This window comes from Nitrobacter sp. (assembly GCF_047149785.1).
Classification (GTDB): Bacteria; Pseudomonadota; Alphaproteobacteria; order Rhizobiales; family Xanthobacteraceae; genus Nitrobacter.
The window spans coordinates 1,891,369-1,906,032 of sequence record NZ_BAAGBE010000001.1; the positions used below are offsets into that span (position 1 = coordinate 1,891,369).

The following is a 14,664-nucleotide window of genomic DNA, read 5'->3' on the forward strand; positions in this document are numbered from 1 at the left end:
TCATGTTGAAGCCCACGAACATCAACCGCATCGTTCTGACCGGCGCATGTCTTGCGGCCGCCGGCCTTGCCAGCGGTTGCTCGTCCATCGATCGCCTGTCCCAGATTGGCGAGCCACCCAAATTGACCGCGATCGACAATCCGACGACGCAACCCGGTTACAAGCCGGTGCAGATGCCGATGCCGAAGCCTGAGACGGTGTCGTACAACGCCAACTCGCTGTGGCGGAACGGTTCGCGCGCGTTCTTCAAGGATCAGCGCGCTGCGCGCGTCGGCGATCTCTTGACCGTCACCGTGAATTTCACCGACAAGGCCAACATCGCCAACGAGACCCAGCGCAGCCGCACCAACAAGGAAGATTCCGGCATCACCGACTTCGCCGGTTCCAAGCTGCTGGGCCCGACCGCGCAAAAGATTCTTCCCGGCCGGCTGCTGACGACCGACTCCACCTCCTCGAGTGACGGCAAGGGCTCGGTGCAGCGCCAGGAGAACCTGCAGACCAGCGTCGCCGCCGTCGTCACCCAGGTGCTGCCGAACGGCAACCTCGTGGTCGAAGGCAAGCAGGAAATCCGTGTCAACATGGAAATCCGTGAACTGATCGTCGCCGGCATCGTGCGGCCCGAAGATATCCAGAGCGACAACACCATCGACTCCAGCAAGATCGCGCAGGCCCGCATTTCCTATGGCGGACGCGGCCAGATCAGCGACGTGCAACAACCGCGCTACGGTCAGCAGGTGATGGACGTGCTGCTGCCGTTCTAGCTCTTTCCCGGCTCCCCGCCGCCTCGCGACTCTCGGGCGCGAGACGGTGACTGCGCGGCCTCCGGCGGCTCCCCTGCCGGAGGCCGCATCGTTTTCGGCGCATCAAGTTGACACGCCGCTCCGTTTCTTCCGAAGATCAATAAAAATTCATGAAACCGGTCTGCGCGCCGGGACTGGCAATACTTATGTTCCATGACATAGCGCGAGATTGCCGGAGTCCTTCCATGTCATCAATCGTTCGCATCCTGCTTATCGTTGGCCTGGGCCTGGCCGCGACGCCGGACGCGGCGCAGGCGCGTCACCGCCACCGCCATATTTACACCCCGATGCCGTTGGCGCCGATGGCAACGCCAGCCCCATCGCCGCGCCTCAACACCAGCGGCGTCAATCAGCCGGGCGTGCCGAACACTTTGCGGCCCGGCACCATCGGCACCGGCGCCGTGCCGAGCGGCCTGAACGGCGACAGCCCTATCGCGCCCGGATTTCCCGGCAGGGTCGGGCGCGACTGACGCGATGTCGCGAACCGGATCAAGGACGCAGATGGCCGGAACACATCCGGCCATGACCAATTGCGACATCTCGGACTCGGCATACCGGTCCCACCGGACCTTTGCCGACACACGCTCCAGTCCCGACGAACCCGCTGCGGCAAGAATCCGGTTCAACTGCCGGCTTTCTGAACTATGCTTGATCGCATGGAACGCGCGTTAAGGAGTTGCGGTTTTGACGTCGAAACCCGATCCCGATCTTCAGCAACGCGAGGCGCTGCTCCAGACCGTGCTTCGCAACTACTTCGCGTCCGATAAGGCCGGGATTTTGCGCACCATCCAGTCCGAGGCGGAATATATCGATCTTGACTCCGGCGCGACGCTGCTGCGTCAGGGCGACGTCAGCGATGACGTCTACTTCGTCCTGTCCGGGCGGATGCACGCCTTTTCCGAAACCGAATCCGGCGCGCGGAAAATTCTCAGCGAGATCGGGCGCGGTGAATCCATCGGCGAACTCGCTCTGTTCACCGGCGAACCGCGCTCGGCCACCATCGTAGCCGCGCGCGATACCCTGCTGGTCAAAGTCACACGCGCGATGATCGAGCGCGCGATCGTGCAGGATCCCGAAATCGAGATGTCGATGATGCGGCTCGTGATCCGGCGATTCCGCCAGCACGAGCGCGAGCGCCAAGTCGCGCCGGTGGCGGTGAACGTCTGCATCCTGCCGATCACGCCGGGGCTGGATGCCGCCGATTTCGCGCAAAGCCTGCGCGACGCGCAAGCCGTGGAGGCGCGGCCGGTGAGCGTGGTCACCGCCGATGACATCGCCGGACGCTTCGGCGCCGCCGCGGTTCGTCAGGCCGGACGGCGCCATGATGCGCTCGCCGGCTATATCGACGAGATCGAGGCACGAAGCCGCGCGGTTTATCTGGCTGCCGACGGCCACGACACCGCCTGGACGCGATTCTGCCTGCGCCATGCCGACGAGATTCTGCTGCTTGCCGACGCCCATCGCGATCCAGGTCTCTCCGGTGTCGAACGGGGGTGCCTGGCGCCCGAAGCTCCGATCTCGATCGCACGGCAGACGCTGGTCCTGCTGCACGAGGCGGATACGAGAATTCCGACAGGCACGGCGCGATGGCTGGACGCGCGTCCAGCGGCACGGCACTTTCACGTTCGCCCCAAGCTGTCCCGCGACATGGCTCGCATCGCTCGCATCATCTCCGGGCGGAGCATAGGACTCGTGTTGTCGGGCGGCGGCGCGCGCGGCTTCGCCCATGTCGGCGTCATCAAGGCGCTGGAAGAAAACGGCATCCCCGTCGACACGATCGGCGGCAGCTCGATCGGCGCGGTGATGGGTCTGGTGCTGGCGCTCGGTCGCAGCGCGGTTGAGGTCGAAGCCGCAGTTCGCAAGGCGTTTCTCGAGCATCCGATGGGCAACGTGACAGGGGACTACAACTTCATCCCGCTGGTATCACTGATCAAGGGCGCGCGGACGCGCAGCGCGATGATGCAGGCCGTGCGCGACGCCACCGGGCTGGACGCGATCGACATCGAGGATAGCTGGATCACCTTCTTCACGATGGCGTCGGATTTTTCCATCGGCCGCGAAGCCGTGCTGTCGCGCGGCGACCTTATCCGCAACGTCGGCGCGAGCTATGCGATTCCGGGCGCGCTGCCGCCGGTCTTCGTCGGCGGACACATGATGTACGACGGCAGCACCTTCAACAATTTCCCGGTTGACGTGATGGCCCAACGCGGCGCCGGCCGCATCATCGGCGTCGACCTTTCGGTCGACCGCGAGCAGGTGTTCGACATTGACTGCGTACCCGGAACGCTTGCGCTGCTGCGCGACAGACTCAGGCCGCGCGCCAAACGGCGCTATCCTCTGCCGAGCGTGCCGGAAACGATGCTGCGGTCGTCGTTCATCACCTCGATCGCGAAACAGAAGGTGATGGGGAAATTCACCGACCTGTTATTCCAGCCGCGCGTTCCCGACGGCCGCCTGCTGGACTGGAACCGTTTCGAGGAGATGGTTGCCGCGGGCTACAGCCACGCCAGGCAGGTGCTGGCCGGGCTGACCGCCGAGCGCCGGGAGATGTTCCGGTAGCAGGTTGTTGCCGAGATCCCTGTCTCGCAGCAGCGCGAGCCCCTACTCGTCCCGATAAATCTTTTCGCGTTTCTCGTGGCGCTCCTGCGCTTCGACCGAGAGCGTCGCGATCGGACGCGCCTCGAGCCGCTTCAACGAGATCGGCTCGCCGGTTTCCTCGCAATAGCCGTAAGTGTTGTCCTCGATCCGCTGCAAGGCGGCGTCGATCTTGGAAATCAGCTTGCGCTGCCGGTCGCGGGCCCGCAGTTCGATGGCCCGGTCGGTTTCGGAGGACGCGCGATCGGCGAGATCGGGATGATTGACGTTCTCTTCCTGAAGCGTCTGCAGCGTGATCTTCGCCTCACGGAGGATCTCTTCCTTCCATGCCAGCAGCTTGGCGCGGAAATACTCGCGCTGACGCTCGTTCATGAAAGGCTCTTTTTCGGAGGGCTTGTAATTCTTCAGCTTTTCCAAATGCATTCCATTATCCGTGCAAGACGCCGGACGGCTCGGCTGCGGCCGACAGTCCAGCTGCGGCCGAGCTTATATAGCGGCCGTTTGTGACAGACAATATCGCCGCATCGAAGACCCCGCCCCCTGACGAGCTGAAATGAAAGAGTTCCGACCTTTTACGCGCCCGCCGGCGAGAAGCCGATCGATCCGGGCCGGAACCAGCCGGCTACCGGCGATCACCCGAATGGCTGAGGGAACCCGATCCATGTACCGCCGAAGCGGACCGGACAAACCCATGGGCGCCGGGTTCACCGCCGTGGCTTCCTGTTCTCAATACTGCCCGGCCTTGGCGAGTTCGACCTCGACGCGCAGTTCGATCTCCGACAGCACCGCGTCGAGACCGACATCGCCAGAGGACGATTTCAGGTCGGCGGCGGCGGCGCGCAGCCGCGTCACTGTCGAGGAATCGAAGTTGCCGGACAGCAATCCGATCTTGAGATCGTCGAGCACGTCGAGCGCGTTCCTGCCTCGCTGCACCGAGCGTTTGCGCCGCTCCACCGGATCCTCCTCGACGCCCTGCAAGGCCAGCAGCGCATCGATCGTTGCGGTGGCCTTCGGCGCAGCCGCCGCCCGATTTTCCGTCGTCGCGGTCAGATCCGGCAGGGAAAATTCGCTTCCACCGCTCCGTCGCGCGCTAGAAGTTTGCGTCGCCTGCGTCGTTCCGTTCGGTCCATAAATTCGCATCGCATGCTCACGGGGTTGTGATGATAACGAACCGCGTCACCCCGGCCCGGGACACTGCCGCCTCCGAACGAGTGTCACGACACGAATGATGCCGGCACTGGAACGGTGGACCGTTATGGTTAACGAAGCGTGAACGCCCGGCAAAAACTGCCGAGGGCGGCAACTTCGCCGCCGCCTTCCGCTCGCCCGACTTGGCCTGCCGAGTCGATCTTCAAACGATATCAATATCATGGAACGTGACACCGCGATGGCACGAGCTTCGCATGGTTAACGACGGATGACCGCCATGGGAGTGGCGGCCAGCCGGACCGAACCCTCAGCGGGGAGCAGAGGATGCCTGGCGTTGGTATTTCAAGGATCGTCCGCATCGCCGTCGCGACGCTCGTCGCGCTGGCGCCGCTGGGCGCGCCCGCGCCCGCCCACGCGACCTCGCGGATCAAGGATCTCGCCAACATCGAAGGCGTGCGGCAGAACCAGTTGATCGGCTACGGCCTTGTCGTCGGCCTCAACGGTACCGGCGACACCCTCAACAACATCCCCTTCACCAAGCAATCGCTGCAGGCGATGCTGGAACGCATGGGCGTCAACATCCGCGGCGCCACGATCCGCACCGGCAACGTCGCCGCCGTGATGGTGACCGGCAACCTGCCCGCCTTCGCCACTCAGGGCACGCGGATGGATGTCACGGTGTCGGCGATGGGCGACGCCAAGAGCCTGCAAGGCGGCACCCTGCTGGTCACGCCGCTGCTCGGCGCCGACGGCAATGTCTACGCGGTGGCGCAAGGCTCGCTCGCGATCGGCGGCTTTTCCGCTGAAGGCGCTGCGGCCAGCATCACCAAGGGTGTTCCCACCAATGGGCGCATCGCCAACGGCGCCATCGTCGAGCGCGAAATCGAGTTCGCGCTGAACAGAATGCCGAACGTCCGGCTGGCGCTGCGCAATGCCGACTTCACCACCGCCAAGCGCATCGCCGCCGCGATCAACGACTACCTCGGCACAAAGACCGCCGAGCCGATCGATCCGTCCACCGTGCAACTCTCCATCCCGCCGGAATTCAAGGGCAACGTCGTTGCGCTCCTGACCGACATCGAACAGTTGCGGGTCGAGCCGGACATCGCGGCAAAGATCGTCATCGACGAGCGCTCCGGCATCATCGTGATGGGACGCGACGTTCGCGTCGCCACGGTCGCGGTCGCGCAGGGCAACCTCACCGTATCCATTTCCGAAAGCCCGCAGGTCAGCCAGCCCAATCCGGTGTCGCGCGGGCGCACGGTGGTGACGCCGCGCAGTGCCGTCGGCGTCAGCGAGGACGGCAAGAAACTCGCACTGGTCAAGAACGGCGTCTCGCTGCAGGAACTGGTCGATGGTCTCAACGGACTCGGTATCGGGCCGCGCGACCTGATCGGCATTCTGCAGGCGATCAAGGCGGCCGGCGCGATCGAAGCCGACATCGAGGTGATGTGATGCAGCCCCAGGTCGACGGCAGCCTGATCACAAGCGCTTATCGCAGCATGCCTCGCAAGGCGCTGATGCCGATGCCGAGCGGTCGCCCCGATCCGCAGCTCGAGCAGGCGCTGCAGAAAGTTTCTCCGCAGGCGATCGAAAAGGCCAAGACGACCTCGCAGGACTTCGAGGCGATGTTTCTGAATTCGATGTTCTCGCAGATGACCACGGGTCTGAAGGGCGAAGGACCGTTCGGCGATACGCCCAGCACCGGCGTGTGGCGCTCGATGCTGACCGAACAGTATTCCAAATCCTTCGCCAGGGCCGGCGGCATCGGCGTGTCGGACGCGGTGTTCCGCACCTTGATCATGCAGCAGGCGAGCGAGGCCAAGCCCGCGCCAAAGGAGGCCACATGACGCCGGGATTCCGGGAGCCACGGGCGTCCCCCGCTCTACCGCCGGTCGCGACTCCGGCCGACGCACGCAAACTCGCCGAGGACATGCTCGATACCATGAATGCGCTGCTTGCTGTCATCGAGCGCGAGACCGAACTGGTGCGCGCCGGGAAGATCCGCGAGGGCATGGCGCTGGAAAGCCAGAAGAGCGGGTTGTCGCGCCGCTACGCCGGCGAGATCGGCCGCTTCAGGGCCAGCCAGGCCTACATGATGCAATCGGTGCCCGATCTGCTCGCGGCGCTGCAGCGCCATCATGAGACGTTCAGGGCAATGCTGCAGGTGAACCTGACGGTGCTCGCCACGGCACACGCGGTTTCCGAAGGCATCGTACGCGGCGTCAGCGCCGAAGCCCAGCGCCTCACCCTGCCGCAGACCTACACGGCCAGCGGACAGCGCAGCGCGCCGCCGCGCCAGCACACCAGCCCGATCGCGGTCAGCCGCACCCTGTAGCCTCCGGCGATCCGACCGGCTCGCGTCCCGGGCGCAATGCGGCGTCGAAGATGCCGCCTCGCAGAACCGGGATCGTCACCCATGCCGCCGTCGCGACGGCCCCGGAGCAGCAGCGCACCACCGGCGCGCCGCGCGGCATCGGGGACGCGGCAACGCCGCGCATTTGAATCAAACCGGCGCGGATATGGAACCGGCGCGTTCACCACGTTCCCTAACGCGGCATTGAGACATGAAAGCTAGCCTTGCGATCAAAAGGGGGTCGGGATTTGACTTGAAGGGAGCCTTGAGGAGGCGACCATGGGTACGGATTTTAGCATCAAGCCGGTTGGCGCGCCGGTTGCAGCACTTGCCGTTCAGCCGGCGCCCAGCGCGACGGTCGACGCAGTGGCGACTCAACTTCCGCCGAGCCAGAGCGTCACTGCGGCAGACGTGAGCGCGCGCGTCCGCAACGAGCCGCAAGCCTCGAGCGATACGCTGTCGCATCAGGTGATCGTCGACAGGGACGCCGCCTCGATGGTCTACCAGGTCGTCGACAACCGAACCAGTTTGGTCGTGAAACAGTATCCCGACGAGGCGATACTGCGTCGGCGCGCCTATTTCCGCACGCTCGATATGGTGAAGACCGAACGCGAACAGTCGATGGCCGACCGGCGGGCGTAACTCGACGACCAATTTTGATGGACATACGCCGTCTCGAGCGTGCGGATCCGTCATGACCGGGCCGACCTGAGCGGTGCCGGCCGTGATGTTCGGCGTTACGCCCGCCCGGACAGGCCCGCCGCAAGATTGCAGTTGATGTCGATCAGCGGCTTCAGCTTCGCGGGATCGGGATCGACCTGCATATCGACCGTCTGCTTCATCACGAAGACGCCGATATTGGCGATGTTCTGACGAACTTCCAACGGCTGCTGGTTGCTGTCGCTATCCGCCGCGCTCATGAAGATCGACCACAGACGACGATTGAACAGCAACGCGTCGTGCATGCTCTTGTCCGGCCCCTTCCAGTTATTCTGGATTTCCTGTAGTTGCCGCGCTGCCTTCAGCAATGCCTGGGCCTCGATTTCACGGGGAGACGACGAGGTTTGAGCCGTCCGGGCGTAGGCTTGAGCAGCATTTGACATTCAATAACCTCGGGGGAAGCAGCGGGCGCGCGCTTCGGCGCTGCTCGTATGTCTAACAGGCCGGCGTTTAAAATAAGTTACCCGGCGTTTTCAGGTACGTCTAAAAAATGGCACGCCGACGCAGGCGGGCTCGTCGCGCAACGCCGGGAGGCCGCGTTCTTTTCAGAAGCCGGCCACAAAAGATACGGCGGTAAGATGGAGCGGATACAGGCACGCGACGCCGCGCCTTGGGTCGTTATAGCGTTTTCAAGCGAAGCATGTCCTCGGGCTCGACCCGAGGATGGATACCGGCTCGCGTAAAGAAAACGCGTCAAAACTAAAGCTGGAGCCCGGCTTTGATTCCATTAAAGCCGGAATAGCTCTAGCGGAGGAGCTGCAGCACGCTCTGCTGCGACTGGTTGGCCAGCGCCAGCGCGGACACCGCGATCGACTGGCGGGTGGACAGCGCCTGGCTGTTCGCCGCTTCCTCGTTGGTGTCGGCGAGCGTCAGGTTCGACGAGCCGGTCTGCAGAACGTTGATCAGGTTCTTCGAGAAGTCCTGGCGGATCTGCACGATCGACAGGTTCGAACCGAGCGTCGAGGCCTGCGTGCGCAGCGTGCTCGACGCCTTGTCGAGGCTCGCGATCACGCTGTTGGCCGAGCCGTTGTCCAGGAAGTCGGTGCCTACCGTCAGGGCCGACAATCCGAGGCCCGCCGCATTCATGTTGGCGCCGTTGATGGCGAGCGTCGACTTTCCGCTCTCGTTGAAGATCAGCTTGAGCTGGTCGCCGTTGAGCAGATTGATGCCGTTGAAGGAGGAGTCCTGCGCGGTCGTGTTAATCTGCTGAATGATGTTGTTGTACTGATTGACAAGACCGGCTCGGGATGCCTGAACCCCGGCATCCTGAACGGGCGCGGCGGCGATGAGGCCGTTGAAGGCATAACCGGCGGCGGCCGCGGTCCCGCCGATCGTGCCGATCGTCGCGGAGGCGGCCTCGTTGCTGGTCGAGATCGTGATCACGCCCGCTCCGCTGATCGTGGCCTGAAGATTGTTGGAAGCAAGCTGCGCGTTCAGGTCGTTGAGGGTCTTGACGGTGCCGTTGGTGCCGTCGCCGAACGTGATGTTCGTCGCCACGCCGCCGCCGGTTGAATCGATCGTCAGCGTCTTGCCGTCGAGGTTCCCCGCGCCGCCGCCGCGCGCCGTCGTCCCCGCGCTCAGGCCGAGCTTCGCGAGCACGCCGGCCGGCGTGGAGTCCGTCAGCGTCAGGTCATGAGCGATACCGGTGTTGAGCGCGATCTGCCCGCTGCCGTTGACCGACGACGCGGTGCCGGGCGTCGTATTGCCGTCCAGCGAATCGATCACGCCGGTCAGCGCACCCAACGTCTGGTCGATGCCGATCGTGACGTTGCCGCTCGCGTCGGTCGTCGCCGCGCCTGAGGCGACGAACGTGACGGTCTTGCCGTCGACGGAAAAGCTGTCGCCGGCCGCGGGGCCGGTCGGCGTCGCGGACGTGCCGTCGGTCAGTGCGCTGATAAGGGTCGCGCCGGTTGCGAGAGCGCCAGAGGCGCCGGTCTTCAGGGCGGCGCCGGGCGTCGCTGCGGCATTCGTGAATGCCGCCGTGCCTCTCAGGTCCAGCGCGGTGGCGCCCGTCACGGGAAGGCTGTCGACCGACGACTTCTGCGAATAGCCGACCTGCGATTGCAGAACCTGATTGGCGACCGATTTCGCCGAGTCCACCAGCTTCTGCAGCGAGGTCAGGCCGGTGTTGGCCGCCTGCAGCACCTGCACGCCGTTGCCGATGCCGTCGAGCAGACTGCTGATGTCGTTGGCACGATTGTCGAGCGCGGCGGCGGTGAAATAATTGGTCGGATTGTCGAGCGCCGTGTTGACCTTCTTGCCGGTGGAAAGCCGGTTCTGCGTTCTTGCCAGCAGGTCGGCGGTGGACTGCAACGAAAGCAGATTCTGGCGAACGGATGCCGAGAGGACGATATCGGACATGTCTGGCCCTTCCCTGACGTAGGCGGACGCCGGCTCGTCGCAAAGAGCCGGTTCCTGACCGGAAAGGTGAACAAGACGTTTTAATTTATGGTTAACAGCAGATTAATGCGGCGATCACTCCGGCCCTCGCCTCCGTTCGCGGCACCTGACGCGCTATCTGATGATGCGCCACCTGAATCCGACCAACGAAATGGAAGGTAACTGAAGACTTTAACGCAGCGTGTTCAGGACGGGATCCGGATATTCAGAATCGTGTCTCGCAAAGTTTCTATCTTGTTTTCTCAATGAGTTGCCACCTACTGCTGATATTCCAGCTCAGAATAAGGTTGCCCTGCCCGCAAACGAAAAAAACGGCGGGGTTTCCCCCGCCGTTTTCCGTTGTCTGATATGTCGCTTACGATCAGCGGAGCAGTTGCAGCACGCTCTGCTGCGACTGGTTGGCCAGCGCCAGCGCGGACACCGCGATCGACTGGCGGGTGGACAGCGCCTGGCTGTTCGCCGCTTCCTCGTTGGTGTCGGCGAGCGTCAGGTTCGACGAGCCGGTCTGCAGCACGTTGATCAGGTTCTTCGAGAAGTCCTGGCGGATCTGCACGATCGACAGGTTCGAACCGAGCGTCGAAGCCTCCGAACGCAGCGTGCTGGACGCGTCGTTGAGCGAGGCCAGAACCTTGTTGGTCGAGTCGTTGTCGAGGAAGTCGGTGCCAGCGGTCAGGGATGAAAGTCCGAGACCGGCCGGATCGAAGGTGACGCCCTGGATGCTCAGGGTGGACTTGCCGGTCTCGTTGAACACCAGCTTGAGCTGGTCGCCGTTGAGCAGGTTGACGCCGTTGAAGGACGAATCCTGCGCGGTCGTTCTGATCTGATCGATCACCGTATTGTACTGGCTGACCAGCGTGGCGCGGGTGTTCTGCGCGTTGGCATCCGCCACCGGGGCGGAACCCGCACCGGCCGTGAACAAACCCGCACCCGTGGCCGAACCGCTCAGCGCACCGATCGTCTGCGACGCATAGTCGTTGGTCGTGGTGATCGTGATCTTGCCGGTCGAATCGATCGACGCGATCAGATTGTTGTTGGCCAGCACGGTATTGAGCTGGTCAAGCGTGCTCACATTGGTGGCGACCCCGGTGGAGCTATTGTAGGTCTGGGTGCCGCTGCCGAACGTGATCTTGAGGGCCTGACCGCCGGCGGTCGAGGCGATGTCCAGCTCGCCCGACAGACCGCCCGACGTGGTGGTGGTCTTGTTCGAGCCGTAAAGCGTGGTGCCGCTCGCGGAAATGGTCGTCACCGCGGTGGTGCCGTCCGCCGCGAATGCGCCCGAACCCGAATCGAGGCCGAAGCTGCTGAGGGCGGTGCCGCCAAGCGTGACGCCGTCGGCGCCGGTGCCGGTCGCGATCGTGATCTGGCCGCTGGTGCCGTCCGTGGCCGCAGTGGTCGCGCCGGTGATGGCGTTGATCGCGGAGATGACGTCGCCGACGGTTTTCGTGCCGGCGTCGATATAGGTGGTGTTAGCATCGGTGCCAGCGCTGGCGTTGGCGCCCGTGCCATTCACCGAGTCGTAGAACTGGATGGTCTTGCCGTTGACGGTAAGAGTTTTGCCGTCGAGGGTGCCGCTCGTCGTGAGGTCGTCGGTGGTGGTACCGCCTGCGCCGGCCAGATTGGTGGAAGCCGTGATCTTCGCAGCGGTGGCGTTCAGGTTGTTGACAGCGGTGCCGGTAAAGGTCTCGGTGTCATAGGTCGTGGTCGATGTCGTGGTGCCGAGCAGGTTGCTCGCGGTCGCGCCGGTGATGGTGGCGCTGGCCTCGGACTTCGTGGAATAGCCCGAGGTCGCCTGCAGCGCCTGGTTGGCGATCGACTTGGCGGTATCGACCAGTTGCTGCAGCGAGGTGATGCCGGTGTTGGCCGCCTGCAGCACTTGCACGCCGTTGCCGATACCGTCGAGCAGGTTCGAGATATCGTTGGCGCGATTATCGAGGCCCTGCGCCGTGAAGTAGTTGGTCGGGTTGTCGAGCGCGGAGTTGACCTTGTTGCCGGTGGCGAGACGGTTCTGCGTGGTGGCGAGCAGGTCTGCGGTGGACTGGAGGGAAAGCAGGTTCTGGCGAACCGATGCGGAGAGAACGATATCGGACATATTTCATACCTTTCTGGTGTGAATACACTGACGCGCGTACGCCGAAGACATTCCTTCGGTCGAGGCGACACAGTGATGAGAAGACTCTAAGAAAGCATGAACCGGATCGGAGACTCGCAAGCCTCCTGGCGCTCGGACCTGACGAACGCCGGGACCGGATTTCGCCCGCGCTGCTTGGCTTTAGGGAATTCCGGCGTGGACGCCGAGCGCAGCGTTTACCAAGCGTTAACCATAATCGGAAAGGATCGCGGCCGGGGCTGTCCGCGATGCTCGCGCCGACGTGGCCGTCCGCCGCATTTTGCGCAGCAAAGGGCGGCACCGTCCGCTCCGGCACGCTTCGTTCACGACAGGGAAACGTCATGGCGCTGAAAGTCGAACTGAAGCCGCACGAGCGCATCATCATCGGCGCATGCGTCATCACCAACACCGACCAGCGCGCACGGCTCCTGATCGAGGGCGACAGGATTCCGATCCTTCGCGAGAAGGACATCCTGACGCCGGAAACGGCGGATACGCCCGCCAAGCTGGTCTACCTCGCGGTGCAATTGATGTATCTGTCGCCGGAGCCGCAGATCAATCACGGCACCTATTTCAGCCTGTTGCGCGATATCATCACGACCATGCCGGGCGCATGGCCGATCATCGAGGGCATCAACAACGACATCCTCAACGGCGACCTCTACAAGGCGCTCAAGGAAGTCAGGAAACTGATCGCCTACGAGAAAAAGCTGACGGACATGAGCGAAGGCACGGCGCCGCGCGCCGACGCCGGGCAGAAGCGCTCGGCCTGATATCGCGAAGCGACGCCGTTCTTCGAACGGTTATGGGGCGAGCGGAAGCAACGACGTTCTTCGAGCGCTTGTGCCCGGCCATGACGCGTTAATCCGACGCCCGATCGCCTCAGCTTCCGGATTCGCGAGCTTCGGTTTCACGCGCGCCGAATTCAAGCACCGCCGTCACCAGGGCGTCGATATCGCGCATTCCCGTGCGATGGTTGACGATCGCCGCGCGGATCGCCAGCCGGCCGTCGAGCATGGTGGTGGACGGCGCTGCTATACCTGACTCGTGCAGCGATGCGACGATCTCCGCGTTGACCCGGTCGGCGTCATTGGCGCGATAACGGAAGCACACGATGTTGAGTTGCACCGGCGCGAGCAGTTCGAGCTTCGGCTCGGCAGCAATTTTCGCCTCCAGATAGCGCGCCAGCGCGCAGGTCCGCTCGATCATCGCGCCGAGCCTTTCGGTGCCGTAGGCTTTCAGCGTGAACCACGTCTTCAGCGCGCGGAAGCCGCGCGACATGTCCGGCCCGTAATCGCAGGGCCACGGCGAACCCGCCGCGAGCCCGCGCGTCTCCCGGCGCAGATAGGCCGCCGGCGCCGCAAACGTCCGGCGGTGCTGCTCGCCATCGCGAACGAGGAGAAAGCCAGCGTCATAAGGCACTTGTCCCCATTTGTGAAAGTCGAAAGCGATGGAGTCGGCACTTTCGAGCCCGGCGAGACGCGGCGCGATCTCCGGCGACAGCACGCCGAGCGCGCCGTATGCACCGTCGACATGCAGCCACAGACCCTCCTCGCGGCACAGCGCATGCAGCGCCGCCAGATCGTCGATCGCGCCGACGTCGACCGTCCCGGCCGAGCCGATCACCAGAAACGGCGCAAGACCCGCCGCGCGATCGGCTGCAATCTGCGCACGCAATGCATCGACATCGATGCGATGGCGGCGGTCGACAGGAATCCGCCGCAGCGCGTCGGTACCGAATCCGGCGAGGTCCATGGCCTGCGCGACGCAGCCATGCGTCGCAACCGACGTATAGGCGGTGAGACCGCCGCCGCGATCGGGCAGTCCCCGCTCGCGCACGGACGGTCCGAGCCGCGCCGAACGCGCCACCAAGATCCCCATCAGGTTCGCCATCGACGTTCCCGTGACGAAGATGCCGCTCGCCGTGTCGGGAAATCCGAACATCTGCCGCATCCACAGAACGATCTGGCGCTCGACCTCGATCGGAATGTGATCGCGGCCGCCGAGATTGGCGTTCAGCCCCGCCGCCAGCATTTCAGCCAGCATCCCGACGGCGGTGCCTCCCCCGTTCACCCATCCCATGAAGCCGGGATGAACGTTGCCGGCGGCGTACGGCGCGATGTAGTCGTAAAACTCCCGATAGATTTCGTCGAGGTCGCCGCCGGCCCGCGGCAGCTTCTCGCGAAAACGCGCGCGCACGTCCGCAGGAATCGGCCGCCATACCGGGCGCTCGCGAACGCCGGCGATGTAATCGAACATATCGTCGAGCATCCGGTGCCCCTGCTCGCGCAGCGCGCGCCAGTCGTCCGGATCGAGCGTCTCGCCCGCGTCAGGCTGCGCACCCGGCCGTCCCGGCGGCGGCCCGTCGCGCCGTGCGGCCGTCACGCCGCGCGACCCAGCTTGTTGCGCGCGCGCAGCCGGAGCATGTCCCCGGACGTCTCGAAATTCATTCGTGGTCCCCGAACCAACTTGACCTGAGCAATTCAATTCGAGGCTGCGGGGCCCGAATGTCCTGCCAAGCTGCAAATTGCCACGGT

General features: G+C 64.2%; 14 protein-coding genes. 8 read left to right on the forward strand and 6 right to left on the reverse strand.

Features of this window, described 5'->3' with window-relative positions:
- The first annotated feature begins 2 nt into the window (after positions 1 to 2).
- The 3 genes from flgH to ACMDCM_RS08745 all read left to right on the forward strand — a co-directional run bounded on the left by flgH (position 3) and on the right by ACMDCM_RS08745 (position 3,359).
- On the forward strand, positions 3 to 761 hold the full coding sequence (gene flgH / locus ACMDCM_RS08735) for a flagellar basal body L-ring protein FlgH (protein WP_412773199.1): 759 nt from the start codon (positions 3 to 5) through the stop codon (positions 759 to 761).
- Positions 762 to 985: 224 nt separating this feature from the next.
- A complete protein-coding gene (locus ACMDCM_RS08740) occupies positions 986 to 1,270 on the forward strand; it encodes a hypothetical protein (RefSeq protein ID WP_412773200.1) in 285 nt (94 codons plus the stop codon).
- Positions 1,271 to 1,484: 214 nt separating this feature from the next.
- The gene (locus ACMDCM_RS08745) at positions 1,485 to 3,359 is read left to right on the forward strand and encodes a patatin-like phospholipase family protein (RefSeq protein ID WP_412773201.1); all 1,875 of its coding nucleotides are present in this window, start codon (positions 1,485 to 1,487) and stop codon (positions 3,357 to 3,359) included.
- Positions 3,360 to 3,401: 42 nt separating this feature from the next.
- Here ACMDCM_RS08745 and dksA read toward each other — a convergent pair whose 3' ends face one another.
- Together dksA and ACMDCM_RS08755 are read right to left on the reverse strand one after the other, a co-directional pair.
- Entirely contained in the window at positions 3,402 to 3,767 is a 366-nt protein-coding gene (dksA, locus tag ACMDCM_RS08750) for an RNA polymerase-binding protein DksA (RefSeq protein WP_412773202.1), read from the reverse strand.
- 354 nt (positions 3,768 to 4,121) lie between these two features.
- The gene (locus ACMDCM_RS08755; RefSeq protein ID WP_412773203.1) at positions 4,122 to 4,535 is read right to left on the reverse strand and encodes a flagellar assembly protein FliX; all 414 of its coding nucleotides are present in this window, start codon (positions 4,533 to 4,535) and stop codon (positions 4,122 to 4,124) included.
- Positions 4,536 to 4,868: 333 nt separating this feature from the next.
- On the opposite strand from ACMDCM_RS08755, the gene ACMDCM_RS08760 reads away from it, so the two are divergent.
- The 4 genes from ACMDCM_RS08760 to ACMDCM_RS08775 all read left to right on the forward strand — a co-directional run bounded on the left by ACMDCM_RS08760 (position 4,869) and on the right by ACMDCM_RS08775 (position 7,542).
- The gene (locus ACMDCM_RS08760) at positions 4,869 to 5,999 is read left to right on the forward strand and encodes a flagellar basal body P-ring protein FlgI (RefSeq protein ID WP_412773204.1); all 1,131 of its coding nucleotides are present in this window, start codon (positions 4,869 to 4,871) and stop codon (positions 5,997 to 5,999) included.
- Positions 5,999 to 6,394: a flagellar assembly peptidoglycan hydrolase FlgJ gene (flgJ, locus tag ACMDCM_RS08765; RefSeq protein ID WP_412773205.1), complete on the forward strand. Its 396-nt coding sequence runs from the start codon at positions 5,999 to 6,001 to the stop codon at positions 6,392 to 6,394. Before ACMDCM_RS08760 ends, flgJ begins: the two co-directional genes overlap by 1 nt.
- Positions 6,391 to 6,882, forward strand: a complete 492-nt coding sequence (locus ACMDCM_RS08770) for a hypothetical protein (RefSeq protein ID WP_412773206.1) — start codon at positions 6,391 to 6,393, stop codon at positions 6,880 to 6,882. Before flgJ ends, ACMDCM_RS08770 begins: the two co-directional genes overlap by 4 nt.
- A 297-nt stretch (positions 6,883 to 7,179) precedes the next feature.
- Entirely contained in the window at positions 7,180 to 7,542 is a 363-nt protein-coding gene (locus ACMDCM_RS08775) for a hypothetical protein (RefSeq protein WP_412773207.1), read from the forward strand.
- Between the two features lie 95 nt (positions 7,543 to 7,637).
- On the opposite strand, the gene flaF is transcribed toward ACMDCM_RS08775, so the two are convergent.
- The 3 genes from flaF to ACMDCM_RS08790 form a co-directional block, all read right to left on the reverse strand.
- On the reverse strand, positions 7,638 to 8,003 hold the full coding sequence (gene flaF / locus ACMDCM_RS08780; protein WP_412773208.1) for a flagellar biosynthesis regulator FlaF: 366 nt from the start codon (positions 8,001 to 8,003) through the stop codon (positions 7,638 to 7,640).
- Between the two features lie 361 nt (positions 8,004 to 8,364).
- Positions 8,365 to 9,981: a flagellin N-terminal helical domain-containing protein gene (locus tag ACMDCM_RS08785; protein ID WP_412773209.1), complete on the reverse strand. Its 1,617-nt coding sequence runs from the start codon at positions 9,979 to 9,981 to the stop codon at positions 8,365 to 8,367.
- Positions 9,982 to 10,381: 400 nt separating this feature from the next.
- Positions 10,382 to 12,109, reverse strand: a complete 1,728-nt coding sequence (locus ACMDCM_RS08790) for a flagellin N-terminal helical domain-containing protein (RefSeq protein WP_412773210.1) — start codon at positions 12,107 to 12,109, stop codon at positions 10,382 to 10,384.
- A 359-nt stretch (positions 12,110 to 12,468) separates the two neighbouring features.
- Here ACMDCM_RS08790 and flbT point away from each other — a divergent pair, with 359 nt between their 5' ends.
- Positions 12,469 to 12,900: a flagellar biosynthesis repressor FlbT gene (gene flbT, locus ACMDCM_RS08795; protein WP_412773211.1), complete on the forward strand. Its 432-nt coding sequence runs from the start codon at positions 12,469 to 12,471 to the stop codon at positions 12,898 to 12,900.
- A gap of 109 nt (positions 12,901 to 13,009) precedes the next feature.
- Here the strand turns inward: flbT and ACMDCM_RS08800 are convergent, their stop codons facing one another.
- Positions 13,010 to 14,419, reverse strand: a complete 1,410-nt coding sequence (locus ACMDCM_RS08800) for a pyridoxal phosphate-dependent decarboxylase family protein (protein ID WP_412774706.1) — start codon at positions 14,417 to 14,419, stop codon at positions 13,010 to 13,012.
- Between the last annotated feature and the right edge of the window lie 245 nt (positions 14,420 to 14,664).